Annotated in this window: 16 protein-coding genes; 15 read left to right on the top strand and 1 reads right to left on the bottom strand. The window is 42.1% G+C overall.

What is annotated here, in order from left to right; translation table 11 throughout:
- Window positions 1-4 precede the first annotated feature (4 nt).
- Entirely contained in the window at window positions 5-1402 is a 1398-nt protein-coding gene (locus BO15_RS0102865) for an ABC transporter substrate-binding protein (protein WP_033152200.1), read from the bottom strand.
- Window positions 1403-1471: 69 nt separating this feature from the next.
- On the opposite strand from BO15_RS0102865, the gene BO15_RS0102860 reads away from it, so the two are divergent.
- The 15 genes from BO15_RS0102860 to BO15_RS13005 all read left to right on the top strand — a co-directional run bounded on the left by BO15_RS0102860 (window position 1472) and on the right by BO15_RS13005 (window position 17574).
- Window positions 1472-2209 (top strand): ComF family protein, encoded by a 738-nt coding sequence (locus BO15_RS0102860; protein WP_033152198.1) that lies wholly within the window; start codon window positions 1472-1474, stop codon window positions 2207-2209.
- Window positions 2210-2226: 17 nt separating this feature from the next.
- Window positions 2227-2637, top strand: coding sequence for a flagellar protein (locus BO15_RS0102855; protein WP_033152197.1), 411 nt, complete (start codon window positions 2227-2229; stop codon window positions 2635-2637).
- A 108-nt stretch (window positions 2638-2745) separates the two neighbouring features.
- Entirely contained in the window at window positions 2746-3183 is a 438-nt protein-coding gene (locus BO15_RS0102850) for a hypothetical protein (protein WP_033152194.1), read from the top strand.
- A 14-nt stretch (window positions 3184-3197) separates the two neighbouring features.
- A complete protein-coding gene (locus BO15_RS0102845) occupies window positions 3198-4109 on the top strand; it encodes a hypothetical protein (RefSeq protein WP_033152192.1) in 912 nt (303 codons plus the stop codon).
- A 30-nt stretch (window positions 4110-4139) separates the two neighbouring features.
- The gene (gene cdaA, locus BO15_RS0102840; protein WP_033152190.1) at window positions 4140-5009 is read left to right on the top strand and encodes a diadenylate cyclase CdaA; all 870 of its coding nucleotides are present in this window, start codon (window positions 4140-4142) and stop codon (window positions 5007-5009) included.
- On the top strand, window positions 5006-6274 hold the full coding sequence (locus BO15_RS0102835; protein WP_052169737.1) for a YbbR-like domain-containing protein: 1269 nt from the start codon (window positions 5006-5008) through the stop codon (window positions 6272-6274). Before cdaA ends, BO15_RS0102835 begins: the two co-directional genes overlap by 4 nt.
- 1 nt (window position 6275) lies before the next feature.
- Window positions 6276-7625 (top strand): phosphoglucosamine mutase, encoded by a 1350-nt coding sequence (gene glmM / locus BO15_RS0102830; protein ID WP_033152188.1) that lies wholly within the window; start codon window positions 6276-6278, stop codon window positions 7623-7625.
- A gap of 15 nt (window positions 7626-7640) precedes the next feature.
- The gene (locus BO15_RS0102825) at window positions 7641-7907 is read left to right on the top strand and encodes an HPr family phosphocarrier protein (protein ID WP_033152187.1); all 267 of its coding nucleotides are present in this window, start codon (window positions 7641-7643) and stop codon (window positions 7905-7907) included.
- 32 nt (window positions 7908-7939) lie between these two features.
- Window positions 7940-9625: a 2-isopropylmalate synthase gene (gene leuA, locus BO15_RS0102820; RefSeq protein WP_033152185.1), complete on the top strand. Its 1686-nt coding sequence runs from the start codon at window positions 7940-7942 to the stop codon at window positions 9623-9625.
- A 39-nt stretch (window positions 9626-9664) separates the two neighbouring features.
- Window positions 9665-10525, top strand: a complete 861-nt coding sequence (gene rfbD / locus BO15_RS0102815; protein ID WP_033152183.1) for a dTDP-4-dehydrorhamnose reductase — start codon at window positions 9665-9667, stop codon at window positions 10523-10525.
- 265 nt (window positions 10526-10790) lie between these two features.
- Window positions 10791-11876 (top strand): dTDP-glucose 4,6-dehydratase, encoded by a 1086-nt coding sequence (gene rfbB / locus BO15_RS0102810; RefSeq protein ID WP_033152182.1) that lies wholly within the window; start codon window positions 10791-10793, stop codon window positions 11874-11876.
- A 1-nt stretch (window position 11877) separates the two neighbouring features.
- Window positions 11878-13023 carry a UDP-galactopyranose mutase gene (glf, locus tag BO15_RS0102805; protein ID WP_033152180.1) on the top strand — a complete coding sequence of 382 codons (1146 nt, stop codon included), beginning with the start codon at window positions 11878-11880 and terminating at the stop codon, window positions 13021-13023.
- 109 nt (window positions 13024-13132) lie between these two features.
- Entirely contained in the window at window positions 13133-14011 is an 879-nt protein-coding gene (rfbA, locus tag BO15_RS0102800) for a glucose-1-phosphate thymidylyltransferase RfbA (protein ID WP_033152179.1), read from the top strand.
- A gap of 120 nt (window positions 14012-14131) precedes the next feature.
- Window positions 14132-14713, top strand: a complete 582-nt coding sequence (gene rfbC, locus BO15_RS0102795) for a dTDP-4-dehydrorhamnose 3,5-epimerase (protein WP_033152178.1) — start codon at window positions 14132-14134, stop codon at window positions 14711-14713.
- Window positions 14714-14736: 23 nt separating this feature from the next.
- Window positions 14737-17574: a GH25 family lysozyme gene (locus BO15_RS13005; protein WP_052169736.1), complete on the top strand. Its 2838-nt coding sequence runs from the start codon at window positions 14737-14739 to the stop codon at window positions 17572-17574.
- Window positions 17575-17582: the final 8 nt, after the last annotated feature.

The raw sequence follows: 17582 nt of genomic DNA, 5'->3' as shown, positions 1-17582 counted from the left end.
GAATTTATTCTCCTGCAATAGAATAGCGGGCGGTATTGCTGCCGTACACATATGTGCTTAAAAATTCTTCGATTTCGCTGAATGACTTAGGGAATTCTACGCCAAATTCCTCAGCAATTTTTCCATTGTATAGCTTAACAGAATCATCTGCGCTTCCGTAGCCGATTTTGATTGTTGTAATATCGTCGCCGTTGAAAACACGCACTGCTTTTTTGCCAGCTGCATATCCAAGTGAATATGGGTCTGAGAAAAGTGTTACAAGTGCATTTTCACCGATTGTTGTGTCGCCTGCAACAACAGTAACTTTAGATTCTGTGGCGATTTCACCGATAATATCCATCTGGTCGGTAAGCATGCTTCCAAATGGGATGTAGATTGCTGAGCACTCATCACAGGCTTCTTGGATGCGAGACTCTAGAGTGATTTCTTCCTCTGATTCTTCAGATAATGAATTGCTTGAAGATTTAGTATTATCTGAATCACCAGATTCTTCTAATTCTTCCTCGTCCTCCGAAGTCTCATCGTCTACCTTGCTAGATGCTCTTACAACCTTGCCGCCAGTCCAGAAATCTGACTGAAGGGCAACTCGTGTTGATGATTGTGAGTTCAGACCTAAAACAGAGTCCTCGTTAAGAGCAACTACATTATTGTCCATTCCCTCTTTCGCAGAGAATGCAACGTATTTACTAGGAGTCAAAGCTGTGGAATTCTGTTCTTCTTCCTCCTCTGAATAATCTGTTGCTGTATCTGATGCTGGAATCAAATATTCCTTCCAAGGGATTCCCGCCTGATCCAGATATGCTTCGAAAATCTCGTTCTGATAAATGGCATCAGTATCTTCTGGTGAGAAGAAAATGCCTACAGTCTGCAAATCATCAGTTGCTTCTATCATAAGTGAAACCTGATCAACAATGCTTGGTTTGCTGCTGATACCGGTAACATTTTTGCCTGTAGTCTTGTCCCAAGATTTACCATCAAGGCTGGCGATTCTAAGTGTGCCTTTGAAATCGATAATTCCAGTGGCGATGATTGGGATAGTGTCTGTAGCAGATGTTGCTGATGAAAGTGTCTGCTTTCCAGCAGTGAAAATCATATCTGAACCGTCTTTTACAGCAGCCTTTGCAATTTCTTCACTGGTTGCATCTTCTGATACAGAAGATGTAGTGATTACAAAATGTTCCTCACCTAGATAATCTGAAAGAGCGTCAGAAAAACCCTTTAGAAGATTTTCATTGTAGGTATTGTCTTCGGATAAGAGTGCTGATATATTATATTGATATGAATCCTCAGTGGATTCTTCATTAACTTCTTTTTCAGACTCGGATTCATTGTTGCTTCCACAGGCAACTGTTGAAAGACCGAGAGTAGCAGCTAATGCTATGCTTAAAAATCTTTTTTTCATATTGTTCCTTTCAAAGATTCAGTTACTAAATAATAATTAGAAATCCCAAATTAGTCAAATAGGAGTCTTATGAAACAATTCGACAAAGGTATTATAGACTTTTGCCTAGAGTTATTATATCCAAAACGATGTGTAGCTTGCGATAAAGTTTTATTAAAAATAGAAAAAGATATGGGAATCTGTAAGGAATGTGCCTCCAAAGTGAAATTGGTAGGCGGAACCTATTGCATAAAATGTGGAGGCCCTATCAACAATTCATCGGAAGAGTTCTGTAAAAATTGCAAGGAGACAAAGCATCATTTTGACCAGGCAAAAGCGGTGTTTCGATATACTGGCGGCATGAAAGATGCCATGTACCGTTTTAAATATTCTAATAGGAGATGCTACGGCAAAGTTTTTGCCACCCACGCATTAAAAAATTATGGCAGTTGGCTGCGCGCCATCAACATAGAAGCTATAGTTCCAGTTCCTATGTATGGTCCAAAAGAAAAGAAGCGTGGTTACAACCAGGCGGAGGTATTTGCGAAGGCATTGAGCAAAGCGACAGGTATACCAATTGCGAATAAAATTGTCAGACGAGAAAGAGATACTGTTGCGATGAAAGAGTTAAATAGCATAAAAAGAAAGAAAAATCTGTTAAAAGCTTTTATATTAACGGAAAATGTTGTACAATTTAGAAAAGTACTTATAGTTGATGATATTTACACAACTGGCACAACGATGGATGAAGTGGCCAGAGTGTTGAAGAGTGGGGGAGTAAAAGAGGTATTTGGTATGTGCGTCTGCATTGGCGAGTGCAGCGACTAAAGTAGGAGGAATCATCTATGGAGGTACGTAATTGTAGAACTTGTGGCAGATTGTTCAATTATATAGGAGGCAATCCTAACATGTGCCCTGCATGTCGCGACGATTTGGAGAAGAAGTTCCAGGAGGTAAAGAGTTATATCCAGGATAATCCACGTGCTACCATTCAGCAGATTTCAGAAGACAATGAAGTTAGCACAAATCAGCTTCGTCAGTGGATTCGTGAGGAAAGATTACAGTTTACTGATGACTCACCAATTGGTATCGAGTGCGAAAATTGTGGCGCTAGTATCAAAACTGGTAGATTCTGCGAAAATTGTAAAAACACTATGGCAAATACTCTGGCTCAATCTATTGAGAAACCAAAGCCAATTGAAGAACCAAAGAAAAAGCCAGACAATAAAAATAAGATGCGTTTCCTTGAAAAATAGTGCATTAATTCAAATACCTGCTAGCAAAAGCTAGTAGGTATTTCTTTTTCAGCCAATTTTATGCTATACTCATTCTGTATTACTAGGTAAAAAGATGAGAGGATTGTTATGATAAATGAAGAGCGCGTAAAGCACATGACATCCATGGCCATTTTCGAAAAGGAATTAGGCCCTGAATATCAGCCTATGCTTCGCTACTCAAAAAAAGAATACATAGCACTACATGGCTGGGGAGGTTTCCTCGCCGGCACGGTTTTTTTTGCAGTTATTTATGTGGGAATTGTTTTGTATATCGCAGGCAATGTCCTTGAAAATATCACCACAATGTATATTTTACTTATGATTTTAATCGGGTTATTGGTATACGCTCTGTACATCATCGTACATGTTCACAATACCCGCCGCAGGGCTGCAAAGCAGTACAGAATGGGCAAACGCCTTATCAAAGAATTGGCAGCTAAATATTCAAAGCTCAACCTCATGTATGAGGATGAAGCTCAACAGACCAAACCATTACTTGCTAGAAACAAAGAAGAAATATACTAAAGGATCAATATAAAATGAACGCATTTATCAGATTACGAGATGACATTAGAAGATTCATTCTCTCAAGAGAAATGATTTTTTTGAAAATATGGAGCGCACTTATTGCCTTCGTAGGTCTTATGTGCATCAAATCCAACTTTGGCTACAATGATACAGTTAGCCAGCTTTGGGTTTCTATTATCATTACCATTATAAGTGCATTTTTCCCAATTCAGGGTGTTTCCCTTATTTTATTGTTAGTTTTATTGGTTGATTTAGCGGAGCTTGGCGCTCAAGTTGCTCTTGTTGCACTAGCTTTGGTGGTCATTGGCTATCTCGTTTGTGCATATTTTAGAAGCAAAAATACTTACAATATGGTCATGGTTCCAGTTTGCTATTCATTGCACTCACCATATGTGATGGCACTTGGCACTGGCCTTATGTCAAATATCAACGAGCTTTGCTCAGTTATTTGCGGAACAGTTACTGCATATTATCTACACGTAATTAAAATTAATGCGGCCGCTATCTTGGATGAGACTAGCGATGTTTCGGTTTTTTCTTTATTAAACGAGCAGCTTATCAAGAGTAAGATGTTCTACTTCTTCCTAGCTGCCATGGTTGCAATGTTTTTAGTTGTTTATTTACTTCGTCAGGCTAGCATCAATATGTCATGGATAGTTGCAAACTTTGCAGGCGTTGTCGTAGAGTTCATTATTATGATTGCCGGCTTTTTGCTCACTAGCCAAAAGGGCGAAATCCCAGGGCTCATCCTTGGCAATATTATCGTTTTAGTTGTAGGTTTCATTTTAAATTACTTCATTCTCGATTTAGACTACTCACGAATTGAAAAGGTTCAGTTTGAGGATGATGATTATTACTATTATGTAACTGCAGTACCAAAGATCAGAATTGTAGAAGAAGAAAAAGAAGTAAAGAAAATATAATCCCCGACAGGGTAGTAAGGAAGTGGATCATTGGTTGATTTTGTCAATGCTGTAGATGCCTTCATCGATGATTATTTCAATGTAAATATTCCAGATGTTTCCATTACAGATGTAATTGAAATTTTCATAATTGCATACTTCGTATATCACTTATTGGTATGGGTGAAAAACAGCAGGGTTTGGATGCTTATTAGAGGCGTCATTTTTATCATGCTGTTTTTTGTGCTTGCAGCAATCTTTCAGATGAACACTATCCTCTGGTTGGGCGAGAGATTCGTCTCAGTTGCTGTTACGGTATTGATCGTGGTGTTCCAGCCAGAGCTTCGTCGTGCCCTGGAACAAATAGGACGTCGTAAAATCACTTCACTATTCACCTGGAACTTGCTCAAGCCAGGTGCTAAGAAATTCGACGATTCAACCATCACCGGTTTGGTATCTGCTTGCTATGAAATGGGAGCAGTTAAAACAGGAGCCCTTATCGTTGTTGAAAACGATATGCAGCTTACAGAATTCGAAAGAACAGGAATCAGTCTGGACGCTCTTGTAACCAGACAGCTTCTTATCAATATATTCGAGAAAAACACACCACTTCACGATGGTGCTGTTATTGTGAGAGGAGACAGAGTTGTTTCTGCAACATGTTACCTTCCTCTTTCAGACAATATGGCTTTATCAAAGGATTTGGGAACTCGTCACAGAGCAGCTGTTGGCATCAGCGAAGTTTCCGATTCCCTTACAATCGTTGTTTCAGAAGAAACTGGAACAGTATCATACGCAAGAGAGGGACGCATCGTTCGAGATGTCAAGGAGGACGAGCTTATTGCAGAGCTTAAGCGCATCCAGAATCCTGATGTTGAAGAGGATGGTACAGCCCATACTTCAGAAGGAGGTATGGCATGAAGCAAAAAATTATTAATGCCCTTACAAAAGATGTAGGATTAAAAATTTTAGCGGTGGTGTTTTCATTCCTGCTTTGGTTGGTTGTTGTAAACATCGATGACCCAACCCAGACTAGGACATTCACTGCTGTTGTTACAGTAACCAATGAAGACGTCCTCAAGAGTGCGGGAAAGCTTTATGAAATAAAAGATGGCGTAAACACAGTTAGCTTCCGAGTTACTGCAAAGCGTTCCATCATAGAAAAGCTTTCATCTTCAGACTTTTCTGCTACTGCAGATATGAACAGCCTGGAAAATGAAGAACGTATACCTGTTACAATTGCTGCAAAATCCTATGCAAATTACATCACTATTTCAAGCAAGCAAAACTATCTATACGTAGTGCTTGAGGATGAGAAGACAGAGCGTTTTGTTATCGAGGCACAAACTACAGGTACCATCGAAACCGGCCTGACAGTAGATTCTGTATCGAGCAGCCCTACTGTTATCACAGTTACAGGTCCTGAGGATGTTGTTTCTACAATTGATAAAGTTGTTGCTTCAGCAAACATCACAGGTGTTACAAGCAACTTTACAGAAAGCGTCATCCCTAAGTTCTACGACTCCGATGGTGAAGAAGTAGATTCAAAGGAACTGACCCTTTCGGTACCTACGGTTAGCGTTAGTGTTGTATTTTCTAATATCAAAACAGTAGATTTAGTAGTTAAAACAAGTGGCACATTATCACCACATCTTACACTTGATTCAATAAAAACTGATCCATCATCAGTCGGCATAAAAGGTGATGTTACAGCACTCAATGATGTTACATCTATCACCATACCTGATACAGTTATTAACCTTTCAGATTTGACAGGTTCATTTACCACCACAGTAGACATTTCGTCTTACTTGCCAGAAGGCGTCACTTTGGCAGATGGCTCGTCATCAAAGGTTACAATATATGTGTTGATGTCTGGCGAAACAGCTTCCACAGCAGAAGTCAGCGCAGACAACATCTCACTTATAAACATACCTGAAGGACTTGCAGTTTCACTGGATGTTACTTCGGTACAGGTTAACGTGTTTGGTACAACAGATATGTTAGCAGCTTTAGACGCAACAGCTATCAAGGGCACTATTGATTGCACCAACCTTACAGTTGGTGAATCACAGACAGTTGTTGTTCAGTTTGAAAATATTGAAGGAGTCACCATTCAAAATACATCGGTGACAGTTACCGTTATAGAAGATACATCAGCGGCAACAGAAAATTCAGAGGAGTAATATGGGAAGATTATTTGGAACAGATGGAGTCAGAGGTGTTGCTGGCTCAGAACTTACTATTGAGCTTGCAAAGGCTTTGGGTCAGGCAGGCGCTTACGTACTTACAAAAGAAGCATCACATCAGCCTACAATCATCGTAGGATGCGATACACGTATTTCTGGAACAATGCTTGCTTCAGCACTTATGAGTGGTATCTGCTCAGTTGGCGCAAATGCAGTATACGTAGGAGTTTTACCTACACCAGCAATCGCTTACCTTACACGTAAGCACAAGGTAGATGCAGGAGTTGTTATTTCTGCCAGCCACAACCCAATGGAATTCAACGGAATCAAGTTCTTCAATGGCGAAGGCTTCAAGCTTTCAGACGCTCTTGAGGATGAAATCCAGGAGCTTATCGAGAGCGATATGAAGGGCATCAGCCTTCCAACTGGCGCAGAAATCGGTAAGGTAGATTTCAGATTCGACCTTGGTCGTGAGTACGTTGATTTCTTAAAGCAGACAGTACCTATCGATTTATCAGGATTAAAGATTGTTATCGACTGTGCAGAGGGCGCTTCTTACAGAACTAGCGTTGCTTGCCTTTCAGAAATGGGCGCAGAGCTTATCACAATCCACAACAATCCAGATGGAACAAACATCAACTCAAACTGCGGAAGCACACACATGGATGAGCTAAAGGCTCGTGTTGTTGCAGAAAACGCTCACATCGGTCTTGCATTCGATGGTGATGCCGACAGAATGCTAGCTGTAGATGAAAAGGGACGTCTTGTTGATGGCGACCAGGTAATGGCTATCTGTGCAAAGCACATGAAGGATAAGGGCACACTTAAGAAAAACACATGTGTAGTTACAGTAATGACAAACCTTGGATTCACTTTGATGGCAAAGGAACAGGGCATCAATGTTGAGTCAACAAAGGTTGGCGATAGATATGTTTTGGAAAATATGCTTGCGAACGGTTATAATATCGGCGGCGAGCAGAGTGGTCACGTTATCTTCTTAGATGACAACACCACAGGTGATGGACTTCTTTCAGCCCTTCACCTACTCAGAGTTCTTGTGGAGACAGGCAAGTCACTTTCTGAGCTTGCATCTATTATGGAAGTATTACCTCAGGCACTTGTCAATGCAAAGGTTCCAAACCACAAGAAGGAAAGCTATATGGAGTATCCTGAAATTGCAAAGGCAATCGGAGAGCTTGAGGCTAAGTTTGCTGGTGAAGGACGTGTACTCATCCGTCCATCAGGCACAGAGCCACTCGTTCGTGTTATGATTGAAGGCAAGAATCAGGAAGAAATCGATGCAGATGCACATGCACTGGCTGAGTTAATTACTAATACAATGTTGTAAACTAGGATAATTGATATGGTTTCAAAAAAGGTAAAGATTGTGAATGCAACTGGCTTGCATCTTAGACCTGCAGGGGTTCTTTGCGAAACAGCCATGAAATATAAATCAAAGGTTACATTCACAACGGATAATCACTATGAAGCAAATGCCAAATCAGTACTTGGCGTTTTAGGTGCTTGCGTCAAAGCAGGCGAAGAAATCACTATCATCTGTGATGGTGATGACGAAAACGAAGCCTTAGAAGATATAATTTCTTCTATCGAATCGGGATTAGGAGAATAACAGACAATAATTAAATACTAGGAGGAAGAATAATGTTGAACTACAAGCGTTACAAAGCAAACCCAGTGTTAGAGTTTCCACAGCGTACATGGCCTAACAAGCAGATCACCAAAGCTCCAATTTGGTGCTCAGTAGACCTACGTGACGGCAACCAAGCCCTCGTCGAGCCAATGAATGTCGACGAAAAAATGGAACTATTCGACCTCCTACTAAAATTAGGCTTCAAAGAAATCGAGATTGGCTTCCCTGCAGCTAGCCAAATCGAATTCGACTTTTTAAGACAACTTGTTAAGGAAAATAAAATCCCTTCAGATGTTAAAGTTCAGGTGCTTTCACAGTGCCGCGAGGAACTGATTGACCGCACTTTTGAGGCAATTCAGGGAATACCAAATGTAATTTTCCACATTTACAATTCCACATCTACTCTTCAAAGAGATGTGGTTTTTAATGCAGACAAAGACGAGATTATCGAAATTGCCAAAGCAGGCACACAGATGGTAAAGGACAGACTTGACCGCTACAACGGCAACCTTCAGCTGGAGTATTCACCAGAATCATTCACCGGCACAGAGGTAGAGTTCGCCCTTGATATTTGTACAGCTGTCCAGGATACATGGAATCATGCAACAGATGCACCTATCATCTTCAACCTGCCAGCTACAGTAGAAATGAACACACCAAATGTCTACGCAGACCAGATTGAATGGATGAGCACTCATTTCAAAGACAGAGAAAACATCATCCTCTCAATCCATCCACACAACGATAGAGGAACAGGTGTTGCCATCACAGAGCTTGGACTTCTTGCAGGTGCGGACCGCGTAGAAGGCACACTTCTTGGAAATGGTGAGCGTACAGGTAATGTAGATATTCTTACAATTGCTTACAACATGTTCTCTCAGGGTGTAAATCCTGAGCTTGAGCTTGATGATATAAAAGAAATCGTGGAGGTATGTGAGAGAGTCACAAAGATGCCTACCGATGCAAGACATCCTTATGCAGGAGAGCTTGTATTTACAGCTTTCTCTGGTTCACATCAGGATGCTATCAACAAGGGCGTTGCAGCAATGCGCAATCGCCAAAACATGTATTGGGAGGTCCCATATCTTCCAATCGATCCAGCTGATATCGGAAGAAAGTACGAGCCAGTGGTTCGTATCAACAGCCAGTCTGGAAAGGGCGGCGTTGCTTTCGTTATGGATACAGTATACGGCTACAAGCTTCCAAAGAAGATGCAGCGTGAATTTGCTGACGTTGTTCAGTACATTTCAGAAAAGCAGGGCGGAGAGGTTACACCTCAGCGCATTATGGAGGCATTCAAGTCTCAGTACTTGGAAAACAAGGAGCCACTTACACTGGAATATGTTGTTATCAAGGACGACAAGGATACAGATGATACAGTTGCTATTCTTGACTTCAGCTACCACGGAGAAAAATTCCACTCAGAGGCTGAAGGAAATGGTCCTATCGATGCTGTTAAGCTTGCAATCAAGCAGTGCATACCAGAGCTTGACTTCTCACTTATTGACTACACCGAGCATACACTTGCTCAAGCACAAGGTTCTGGAGCAAAGGCTGCAGCATACATCGAGATGCGCGACGAGCGTCATGGCAACACCACATTTGGTGTTGGCGTAAGCTCAAACATTACACGTGCATCAATTCGCAGTATGTTTAGTGCTTATAATCGTCTTATAGCGAAAGCTAAAGACATTTAAAATAGCAAACTATTTGCATAAAGTTAAAGAGGAAATAAAATGAGAAAGATTTTAGTAACAGGATGTAACGGCCAGCTTGGTCGTGCCATTCAGAAGGAGTATGGAACTGAAGTAGAATTCATACTCACAGACGTAGTAGAGGGAGAAAAGATTTCTCCGCTCAACATTATGGACCTGGAAGAAGTTCTTAGCTTCGTAGAAGATAAGAAGCCAGATGTTATCATCAACTGCGCAGCAGCTACAAACGTAGATGGATGCGAAAAGGACTGGGATTTTGCTTACAAGCTTAATGCACTTGGTCCTAGAAACTTGGCGATTGCAGCTTCAAAGGTAGGAGCAAAGCTTGTGCATGTTAGCACAGACTATGTTTTCCCTGGCAACGCAACAAAGCCTATCACTGAGTTTGATCAGCCAGCACCAATCAGTGCTTATGGCAAGACAAAATACGAAGGTGAAAAGTTTGTTCAGCAGTTCGCAGACAAGTGGTTTATCGTACGTACAGCTTGGCTCTACGGCGATGGCAAGAACTTCGTTAAAACTATGCTTTCTCTTGCAGAGACACATGATGAGCTTTCAGTTGTTTGCGACCAGCTTGGTTCGCCAACATCTGCAGTTGAGCTTGCCCGCATGATTCACCACCTTGAGCCTACAGAAAACTATGGTATTTTCCATGGCACATGCGAAGGTGACACAAACTGGGCAGATTTCACAGAGGAAATCTTCAAGCTCAAGGGAATCAATGTAAAGGTCAACCACGTTACTAGCGAGGAGTACAAAAAGATGAACCCAGCTAGTGCCGATAGACCTCACTACAGCATCCTCGACAACTACATGCTTCGTCTTACAAGCGGCTACAAGATGGCCGACTGGAAGGACGCCCTCCGCGAATACCTCGCATAAACCGTTAATGGACGCATGAAACCTTTTTCACGCGTTTAATAAATATTTAACGTTAATCGTTGTTCGAATGAACAATTATTATAAATAGTATTGAATTAGAATTTTAAGTAGCTATTTTTTATTACAACTTGGAGAGCGCGAGCAGGGGATACCGTGCCGAGTGTGGGAGGGCCTACGCCGGCGGGAGGACCCACACGAGAGTGCGGAGGGTGCCCTGCGGGAGCTTAGAAAAAGTAGAGAAAAAATAGCGAGAAAGGGTTAGAAAATGAGAACATATTTAGTAACAGGTGGAGCTGGTTTCATCGGCTCAAATTACATTCATTACATGTTTAAGAAATATGATAATGAAATCAGAATCATCAACGTAGATAAGCTTACATATGCAGGTAACCTTGAGAACCTCAAGGACGTTGAAAATCGCGACAACTATACATTCGTAAAGGCTGATATTTGCGATAAGGAAGCTATCCGCAAGATCTTTGCTGAGAATGACATCGATAGAGTTGTTCATTTTGCAGCTGAGTCACACGTTGACCGTTCAATCAAGAATCCAGAAGTTTTCGTACAGACAAACGTACTCGGTACAGCTGTAATGCTTAACTGTGCAAAGGAAGCTTGGGAGCTTCCTGACGGCACATTCAAGGAAGGCAAGAAGTTCCTTCACGTTTCAACAGACGAAGTTTACGGATCACTTCCAGATGATGACAACGCTTTCTTCTATGAGACAAGCCCATACGATCCACATTCACCATACTCAGCTTCAAAGGCTTCATCAGACATGCTTGTAAAGGCTTACATGGATACATACAAGTTCCCTGCAAACATTACAAACTGCTCTAACAACTATGGCCCTTACCAGTTCCCAGAGAAGCTCATTCCGCTTATCATCAACAATGCGCTTCAGGGCAAGGACCTTCCAGTATACGGTGATGGAAAGAACGTTCGTGACTGGTTATACGTAGAGGATCACGCTAAGGGAATCGATATGGTTCAGGAGCAGGGTAAGCTTTTTGAGACATACAACATCGGTGGTCACAACGAGAAGCAGAACATCCAGATTATCCACATCATCCTTGATACACTTCAGGAGATGCTTCCAGAGGGAGATCCACGTAAGGAGCTCGTATCTGAGAACCTTATCAAGTATGTTACAGACCGTAAGGGCCATGATCGTCGTTACGCTATTGCTCCAGACAAGATTAAGGAAGCAGTAGGCTGGTATCCAGAGACATGCTTCGAAGAGGGAATCAAGAAGACAATCAAGTGGTTCTTCGAGCACGAGGAGTGGATGAAGAACGTAACAAGCGGTGACTACCAGAAATACTATACAGATATGTATTCAGGAAAATAATATGAAAAAATACGATTACTTAGTGGTCGGTGCAGGTCTTTTTGGCGCTGTATTTGCTTATGAGGCAATGCAGCGCGGCAAGTCTGTTCTTGTGATTGACCGACGCAACCACATAGCCGGAAATATTTATACAAAAGAAGAAGATGGAATTAATGTGCATGTTTATGGCGCGCACATCTTCCACACTAGCGACAAAAAGATTTGGGAATACATGAACCAGTTTGCTGAGTTCAACAACTACATCAATTCCCCAGTTGCCGTTTACGGCGACGAGCTTTACAATCTTCCATTCAACATGAACACATTCTCAAAGATGTGGGGCATCAAGACTCCTGCAGAGGCAAAGGCTAAGATTGCAGATCAGATCAAGGAGCTAAACATCACAGAGCCAAAGAATTTGGAAGAACAGGCACTTTCTCTTGTTGGAACAGATGTATACGAAAAGCTCATTAAGGGCTACACACAGAAGCAGTGGGGACGTCCATGCGACGAGCTTCCAGCTTTCATCATCAAGAGATTGCCACTTAGATTTACATACGACAACAACTACTTTAACGATAGATTCCAGGGAATCCCAATGGGCGGTTACACCCAGATTGTTGAAAAGATGCTTCAGGGCGCAGACGTTGTTCTTGAACAGGATTTCTTCGATATGGTTGGCGGCGTAGAAAACGCACCAAAGTCTACAGAGGGAACTCTCAATGACGGTAGCCAGGTTTCATGGAATAAGCTTGTTTTCACAGGCCAGATTGATGAGTATTACAATAGCTGCTATGGCGATTTGGAATATCGCTCAGTTCGATTTGAGACAGAAAAAATCGATTGTGACAACTACCAGGGCAACGCAGTTGTAAACTACACTGCAGCCGATGTGCCATACACTCGTATCATCGAGCACAAGCACTTTGAGTTTGGCACACAGCCTACCACAATCATTTCAAAGGAATACTCAAGCGAGTGGCAGCCAGGCGTTGAGCCTTATTACCCAGTAAATAACGATAAGAATAATGCAGTTTACGAAGAATATGCAAAGCTTGCATCAAGCGAGTCAGGTGTTATCTTTGGAGGCCGTCTTGGTCAGTACAAATACTACGACATGGACAAGGTCGTTATGGCTGCATTGTCAGTGGTTGAGGAAGAGTTTTAATGAGCATGTAGCTATCTAGCTCTTGTGAATGCTTAAGCGAGACGTGTTGTCGAGCGAAGCTTTACAAGGCTTGAGAGCGTAACATGCGGATTAGAGATTAGGAGGAAATATGAAAGGTATTATTTTAGCAGGTGGATCAGGCACTAGACTTTACCCACTTACAAAAGCTATTTCAAAGCAGATTATGCCAATTTATGATAAGCCAATGATTTATTATCCATTATCTACACTTATGCTTGCAGGCATTCGTGAAGTGCTTATCATCTCTACACCAAGAGATCTTCCAGTATTCGAGGAGCTTCTCGGTGATGGTAGCCAGCTTGGTATGGATATTCAGTATGCTGTTCAGGAAGCTCCAAACGGACTTGCTGAGGCATTTATCATCGGCGCAGATTTCATCGGCAAAGATGCTGTAGCACTTGTACTTGGCGATAACATTTTCTATGGCCAGTCATTCTCAAAGGTGCTTCAGACAGCAGCACACCGTACAGAGACAGAGCCAGGCGCTACAATCTTCGGTTACTATGTTCGTGACCCAAGAGAGTACGGCGTTGTTGAGTTCGACGAGAACGGCGTAGCTATTTCTATCGAAGAAAAGCCAGCTCAGCCAAAGAGCAACTACGCAGTTCCAGGTCTTTACTTCTACGACAACTCAGTAGTAGAAATCGCAAAGACAATTAAGCCATCAGCACGTGGTGAGCTAGAAATTACAGCTGTTAACAACGAATACTTAAACCGTGGAAATCTTCACGTTGAGACACTCGGCCGTGGATTTGCATGGCTTGATACAGGAAACCACGACATGCTTCTTGCAGCTGCTGAATTCGTTAGCACATTCCAGAAGCGCCAGGGTATGTATGTATCATGCATCGAGGAAATCGCATTCAAGCGTGGCTTCATCAACAAGGAGCAACTCCTTAAGCTCGCCGAGCCACTCATGAAAACCGAGTATGGTAAATACTTAGTAGACGTAAGCAACGGTTTATAAAAAATTAAGCTTGTAGCTATCAAGCTCTAAGTGTTACTGAATGAGACATGTAGTCGAATGAAGTAATACTTAGGCTTGAGAGCGTAACAAGCGTAGAACTTAGAAAGTGTAGAGTAAAAAATGGCAATTACAGTTGAAAAGAACGTAAATGGAATAGAGGGTCTTTGTGTAATAACTCCAAAAGTCTTCGGCGACGAAAGAGGCTATTTCATGGAGACATACAACGAAAATGATATGAAGGCTGAAGGACTTGATTATGTATTTGTACAGGACAATCAGTCTGCAAGCAAGAAGGGCGTACTTCGTGGTCTTCATTTCCAAAAGAACTTCCCACAGGACAAGCTTGTTCGTGTAATCAAAGGTGAAGTTTATGATGTAGCAGTTGACCTCCGCCAGGGATCAGCTACATTTGGAAAGCACTATGGAATTCTTCTTTCAGAAGAAAATAAAAAGCAGTTCATGATTCCAAAGGGATTTGCTCATGGATTCTTAGTAGTCAGCGACTATGCAGAGTTCTGCTACAAGGTTACTGATTTCTATCATCCAAACGATGAGGGCGGTCTTATGTACAACGATCCAGATATCGCTGTTCAGTGGCCAATCCCAGAGGGAATGACAGAGGCAGATTTAATCCTTTCAGAAAAAGATAAGGTAAACGCATCATTTAAGGATTACTGCGCAGAGAGAAATATTAACGCATAGGTTTTATTTGGGAGAATTATAAAATGGAAGAATTATGGGAGAGTTTGAAATTCTTTATAGCATCGCATAAGGCGGCCAGTATTGCTGTTGCCAGTGCTGTTGGTGTTACAGCGGCAGGTGCAGGCGGTTATGGTGTTTACAATCTTGTTACTGACGATGAAGAGCCAGTTGAGGTTGTAGAGGTCACAGAGCAGGCTGCTAATAATGATGTCTATATCCCAGAATTTGTTAATGTAAAAATCACAAGTGAATCATTAGAGAAGGATTTGACAATCTACATCTCGGACGAGAACGACAATCCTATCACAGGAATTCCTTTTGAAGTAAAGCTTTTGACTGAGGAAAATGCGGAAAGCCTCCAGTCATATGTTGATGCAATCAAGGATATTGATGCTCAGATTGCTGAGTACACAAAGGATTATGACTTCTCTACAGACACAGAGGAAACAGGTTCTGAAGAAGAAAGCGATGCCCTCCCAGTGGACGGAGAAGAGATTGACTTCTCTAAGGATGATTCAGAAGAGTCATCAGAAGACAGTTCAGAAGATACAACAGAGACTGCAAGCAATGAGGCAACAGTTACAATACCAACTAACTCGTTCCAGATAATGCAGATTCTTCAGGATAGAAACGCTGCAGTCACTGTCACAGATGAAAACGGTGATGTTGTAGAGACACAGACTGGAGACATCAGCTCAGATCCATTGTATCTTTTATATCTTGATAAAGAGACAGCAGTTCAGGCTTACACAGTAGCTGTTAATGAGGCAGAGGGTACTGTTTATACAGACGATGATATGGACGGTGTAATCACTCAGACAGAGATGGAGCCTGGCGACTATGTACTTTGCTTAGTAAACGACTTGGACACAGAAGTTAGCTACGAGCCTACAACATACACTACTGCAGCTAATGTAAAGGATAAGGTAGAGTTCAAGGTTCAGAAGGAAATCACAAAGCAGATTAAGAAGGATGTGGCTTCCGAGGATGGACAGAAGGCTGCCGCTGCAGAGGTTCCAGTAGAGAACAAGCTTACAGATACAGTTGAGTACGTTGAATCTAAGAAGGTTGAAAACGGCTCAGGTGAGGTTAAGCAGGCCGAGGCAGTTGCTCCAAAGAGCACAGCAAGCACAAGCAAGGCCGCTGCAAAGAGTGGTGGTATCACAAAGGTAACACACGATGTTGTTAAGACAGCATCACGCTACTTAAGAACAAAGGGTTATGTTGCCGCAGCTAGTAAGCTTGATTACATCGATGCACTTATGATGAAGGCTACTATGGTGGCTACTGTAAGTGATGAAGGCGGTCAGAGTGCGGATAAGGCTGATGATACTGCAAATACAGAAACAGGTGGTACACCAACTACTGATACAGGCAATACTGGTAATACAGGTAATGGCTCAGGTTCTGGTTCAGCAGGAGGCAGCGATGCTGGTAATGACTCAGGTTCTGGATCGGCAGGAGGCAGCGATGCTGGTAATGGCTCAGGTTCTGGATCGGCAGGAGGCAGCACTGGTGGTACTGAATCAGGCTCTGGAAGTCAGACTCCAGCATCAAAGCCAAAGCATACAATCACTGTTAAGTATGTAGACGAGGCAGGAAATGAAATTTCTGGTTACAACGCAATCACTGAGACAAAAGAAGAAGGTGCAACATACGAATATGTGGCACCAACAATCACAGGCTATACATTAACATCAACTACACCAGCAAAAGGTACTGTTGGTACTAGTGATATAACAGTTACATTCACATACAAAAAGACAACAACTACCACAACCAAAGAAGAAGCTACCTTGGATATGAGCTACTCAGCGGGCACATTCACAATCAAAGCTTCTGCAAATGTTGGTAATGTCACAATAAATGGCGCAGCTGTTACAATGTCAAATGGAAGTGGTACTTTCAAGGTTACAAAGGATGGAGACTATACACTTAAGGGTGTAGCAACATTCTCTGATGGAGCTACAGATAGCACACTTGCTGTCACATACACAGTATCAGGATATGGCTCAGGCGATTCTACAGAAAAGCTTAAGGATGCAGCTGGCAACCAGCTTTATGTTGATGAGCAGTGCACAAAAGAAGCAACTGCAGCCGATTACGAAAAAGGTAAGAAGTTCTATTATAAAGAAGCTAGCTATACATACTATGGTTGGCAGTCAATTGATGGCAATACATACTACTTCGACAAGAACGGCAATAAGGTAACAGGCACTCAGGTAATCCAGGGTGTTAGCTACGATTTCGGAACAGATGGCGTTTTAGCAAACAAGGGAACAGGTATTGATGTTTCTAAGTATCAGACAAACATCGACTGGTCACAGGCTAAGTCAGCAGTTTCATTTGCTATCGTTCGTTGCGGATACAGAGGAATGTATGATGGACAGCTCCACGAGGATCCATATTTCTACAAGAATATGTCTGGAGCAAAAGCAAATGGAGTAAGCGTAGGTGTATACATTTACTCAACTGCCCTCAATGAGGCAGAGGCTGTTCAGGAAGCATCAATGGCAGTAGCTATGGCTCAGAAGGCAGGCGGATGTTCATACCCAATCTTCATCGATATGGAGGACAAGGTTCGTGGACAGGGCTCACTTTCAACAGCACAGCGAATGGCAATCCTTAATGCATTCGTTTCAACAGTTCAATCATCTGGCTACAAAGCAGGTGTTTACTGTAGCAAAAACTGGATGATAAGCTTGATGGATGCAAACTCAATTCCAGGCTCATGCAGCGTTTGGATTGCACAATATAATACACAATGTACATATTCTGGCAGAAAGAATATTTGGCAGTACTCAAGCAAGGGTTCTGTTCCAGGTATCAAAGGATATGTAGACATGAATAAGAGTTTCTAGTAGGAGTA

Origin of the sequence: Pseudobutyrivibrio ruminis HUN009, from assembly GCF_000703005.1 — a bacterium.
Classification (GTDB): Bacteria; Bacillota; Clostridia; order Lachnospirales; family Lachnospiraceae; genus Pseudobutyrivibrio; species Pseudobutyrivibrio ruminis_A.
This window is presented reverse-complemented; position numbering and strand designations above follow the sequence as displayed.

What these genes read in the sequence shown, in the direction of transcription:
- rfbB (WP_033152182.1), top strand. Translation starts at nt 10,791, where the DNA reads ATGAGAACATATTTAGTAACAGGTGGAGCTGGTTTCATCGGCTCAAAT.
- BO15_RS0102845 (WP_033152192.1), top strand. Translation starts at nt 3,198, where the DNA reads ATGAACGCATTTATCAGATTACGAGATGACATTAGAAGATTCATTCTC.
- rfbA (WP_033152179.1), top strand. Translation starts at nt 13,133, where the DNA reads ATGAAAGGTATTATTTTAGCAGGTGGATCAGGCACTAGACTTTACCCA.
- BO15_RS13005 (WP_052169736.1), top strand. Translation starts at nt 14,737, where the DNA reads ATGGAAGAATTATGGGAGAGTTTGAAATTCTTTATAGCATCGCATAAG.
- BO15_RS0102825 (WP_033152187.1), top strand. Translation starts at nt 7,641, where the DNA reads ATGGTTTCAAAAAAGGTAAAGATTGTGAATGCAACTGGCTTGCATCTT.
- rfbC (WP_033152178.1), top strand. Translation starts at nt 14,132, where the DNA reads ATGGCAATTACAGTTGAAAAGAACGTAAATGGAATAGAGGGTCTTTGT.
- BO15_RS0102865 (WP_033152200.1), bottom strand. Translation starts at nt 1,402, where the DNA reads ATGAAAAAAAGATTTTTAAGCATAGCATTAGCTGCTACTCTCGGTCTT.
- BO15_RS0102850 (WP_033152194.1), top strand. Translation starts at nt 2,746, where the DNA reads ATGATAAATGAAGAGCGCGTAAAGCACATGACATCCATGGCCATTTTC.
- glmM (WP_033152188.1), top strand. Translation starts at nt 6,276, where the DNA reads ATGGGAAGATTATTTGGAACAGATGGAGTCAGAGGTGTTGCTGGCTCA.
- glf (WP_033152180.1), top strand. Translation starts at nt 11,878, where the DNA reads ATGAAAAAATACGATTACTTAGTGGTCGGTGCAGGTCTTTTTGGCGCT.
- BO15_RS0102835 (WP_052169737.1), top strand. Translation starts at nt 5,006, where the DNA reads ATGAAGCAAAAAATTATTAATGCCCTTACAAAAGATGTAGGATTAAAA.
- rfbD (WP_033152183.1), top strand. Translation starts at nt 9,665, where the DNA reads ATGAGAAAGATTTTAGTAACAGGATGTAACGGCCAGCTTGGTCGTGCC.
- leuA (WP_033152185.1), top strand. Translation starts at nt 7,940, where the DNA reads ATGTTGAACTACAAGCGTTACAAAGCAAACCCAGTGTTAGAGTTTCCA.
- BO15_RS0102860 (WP_033152198.1), top strand. Translation starts at nt 1,472, where the DNA reads ATGAAACAATTCGACAAAGGTATTATAGACTTTTGCCTAGAGTTATTA.
- BO15_RS0102855 (WP_033152197.1), top strand. Translation starts at nt 2,227, where the DNA reads ATGGAGGTACGTAATTGTAGAACTTGTGGCAGATTGTTCAATTATATA.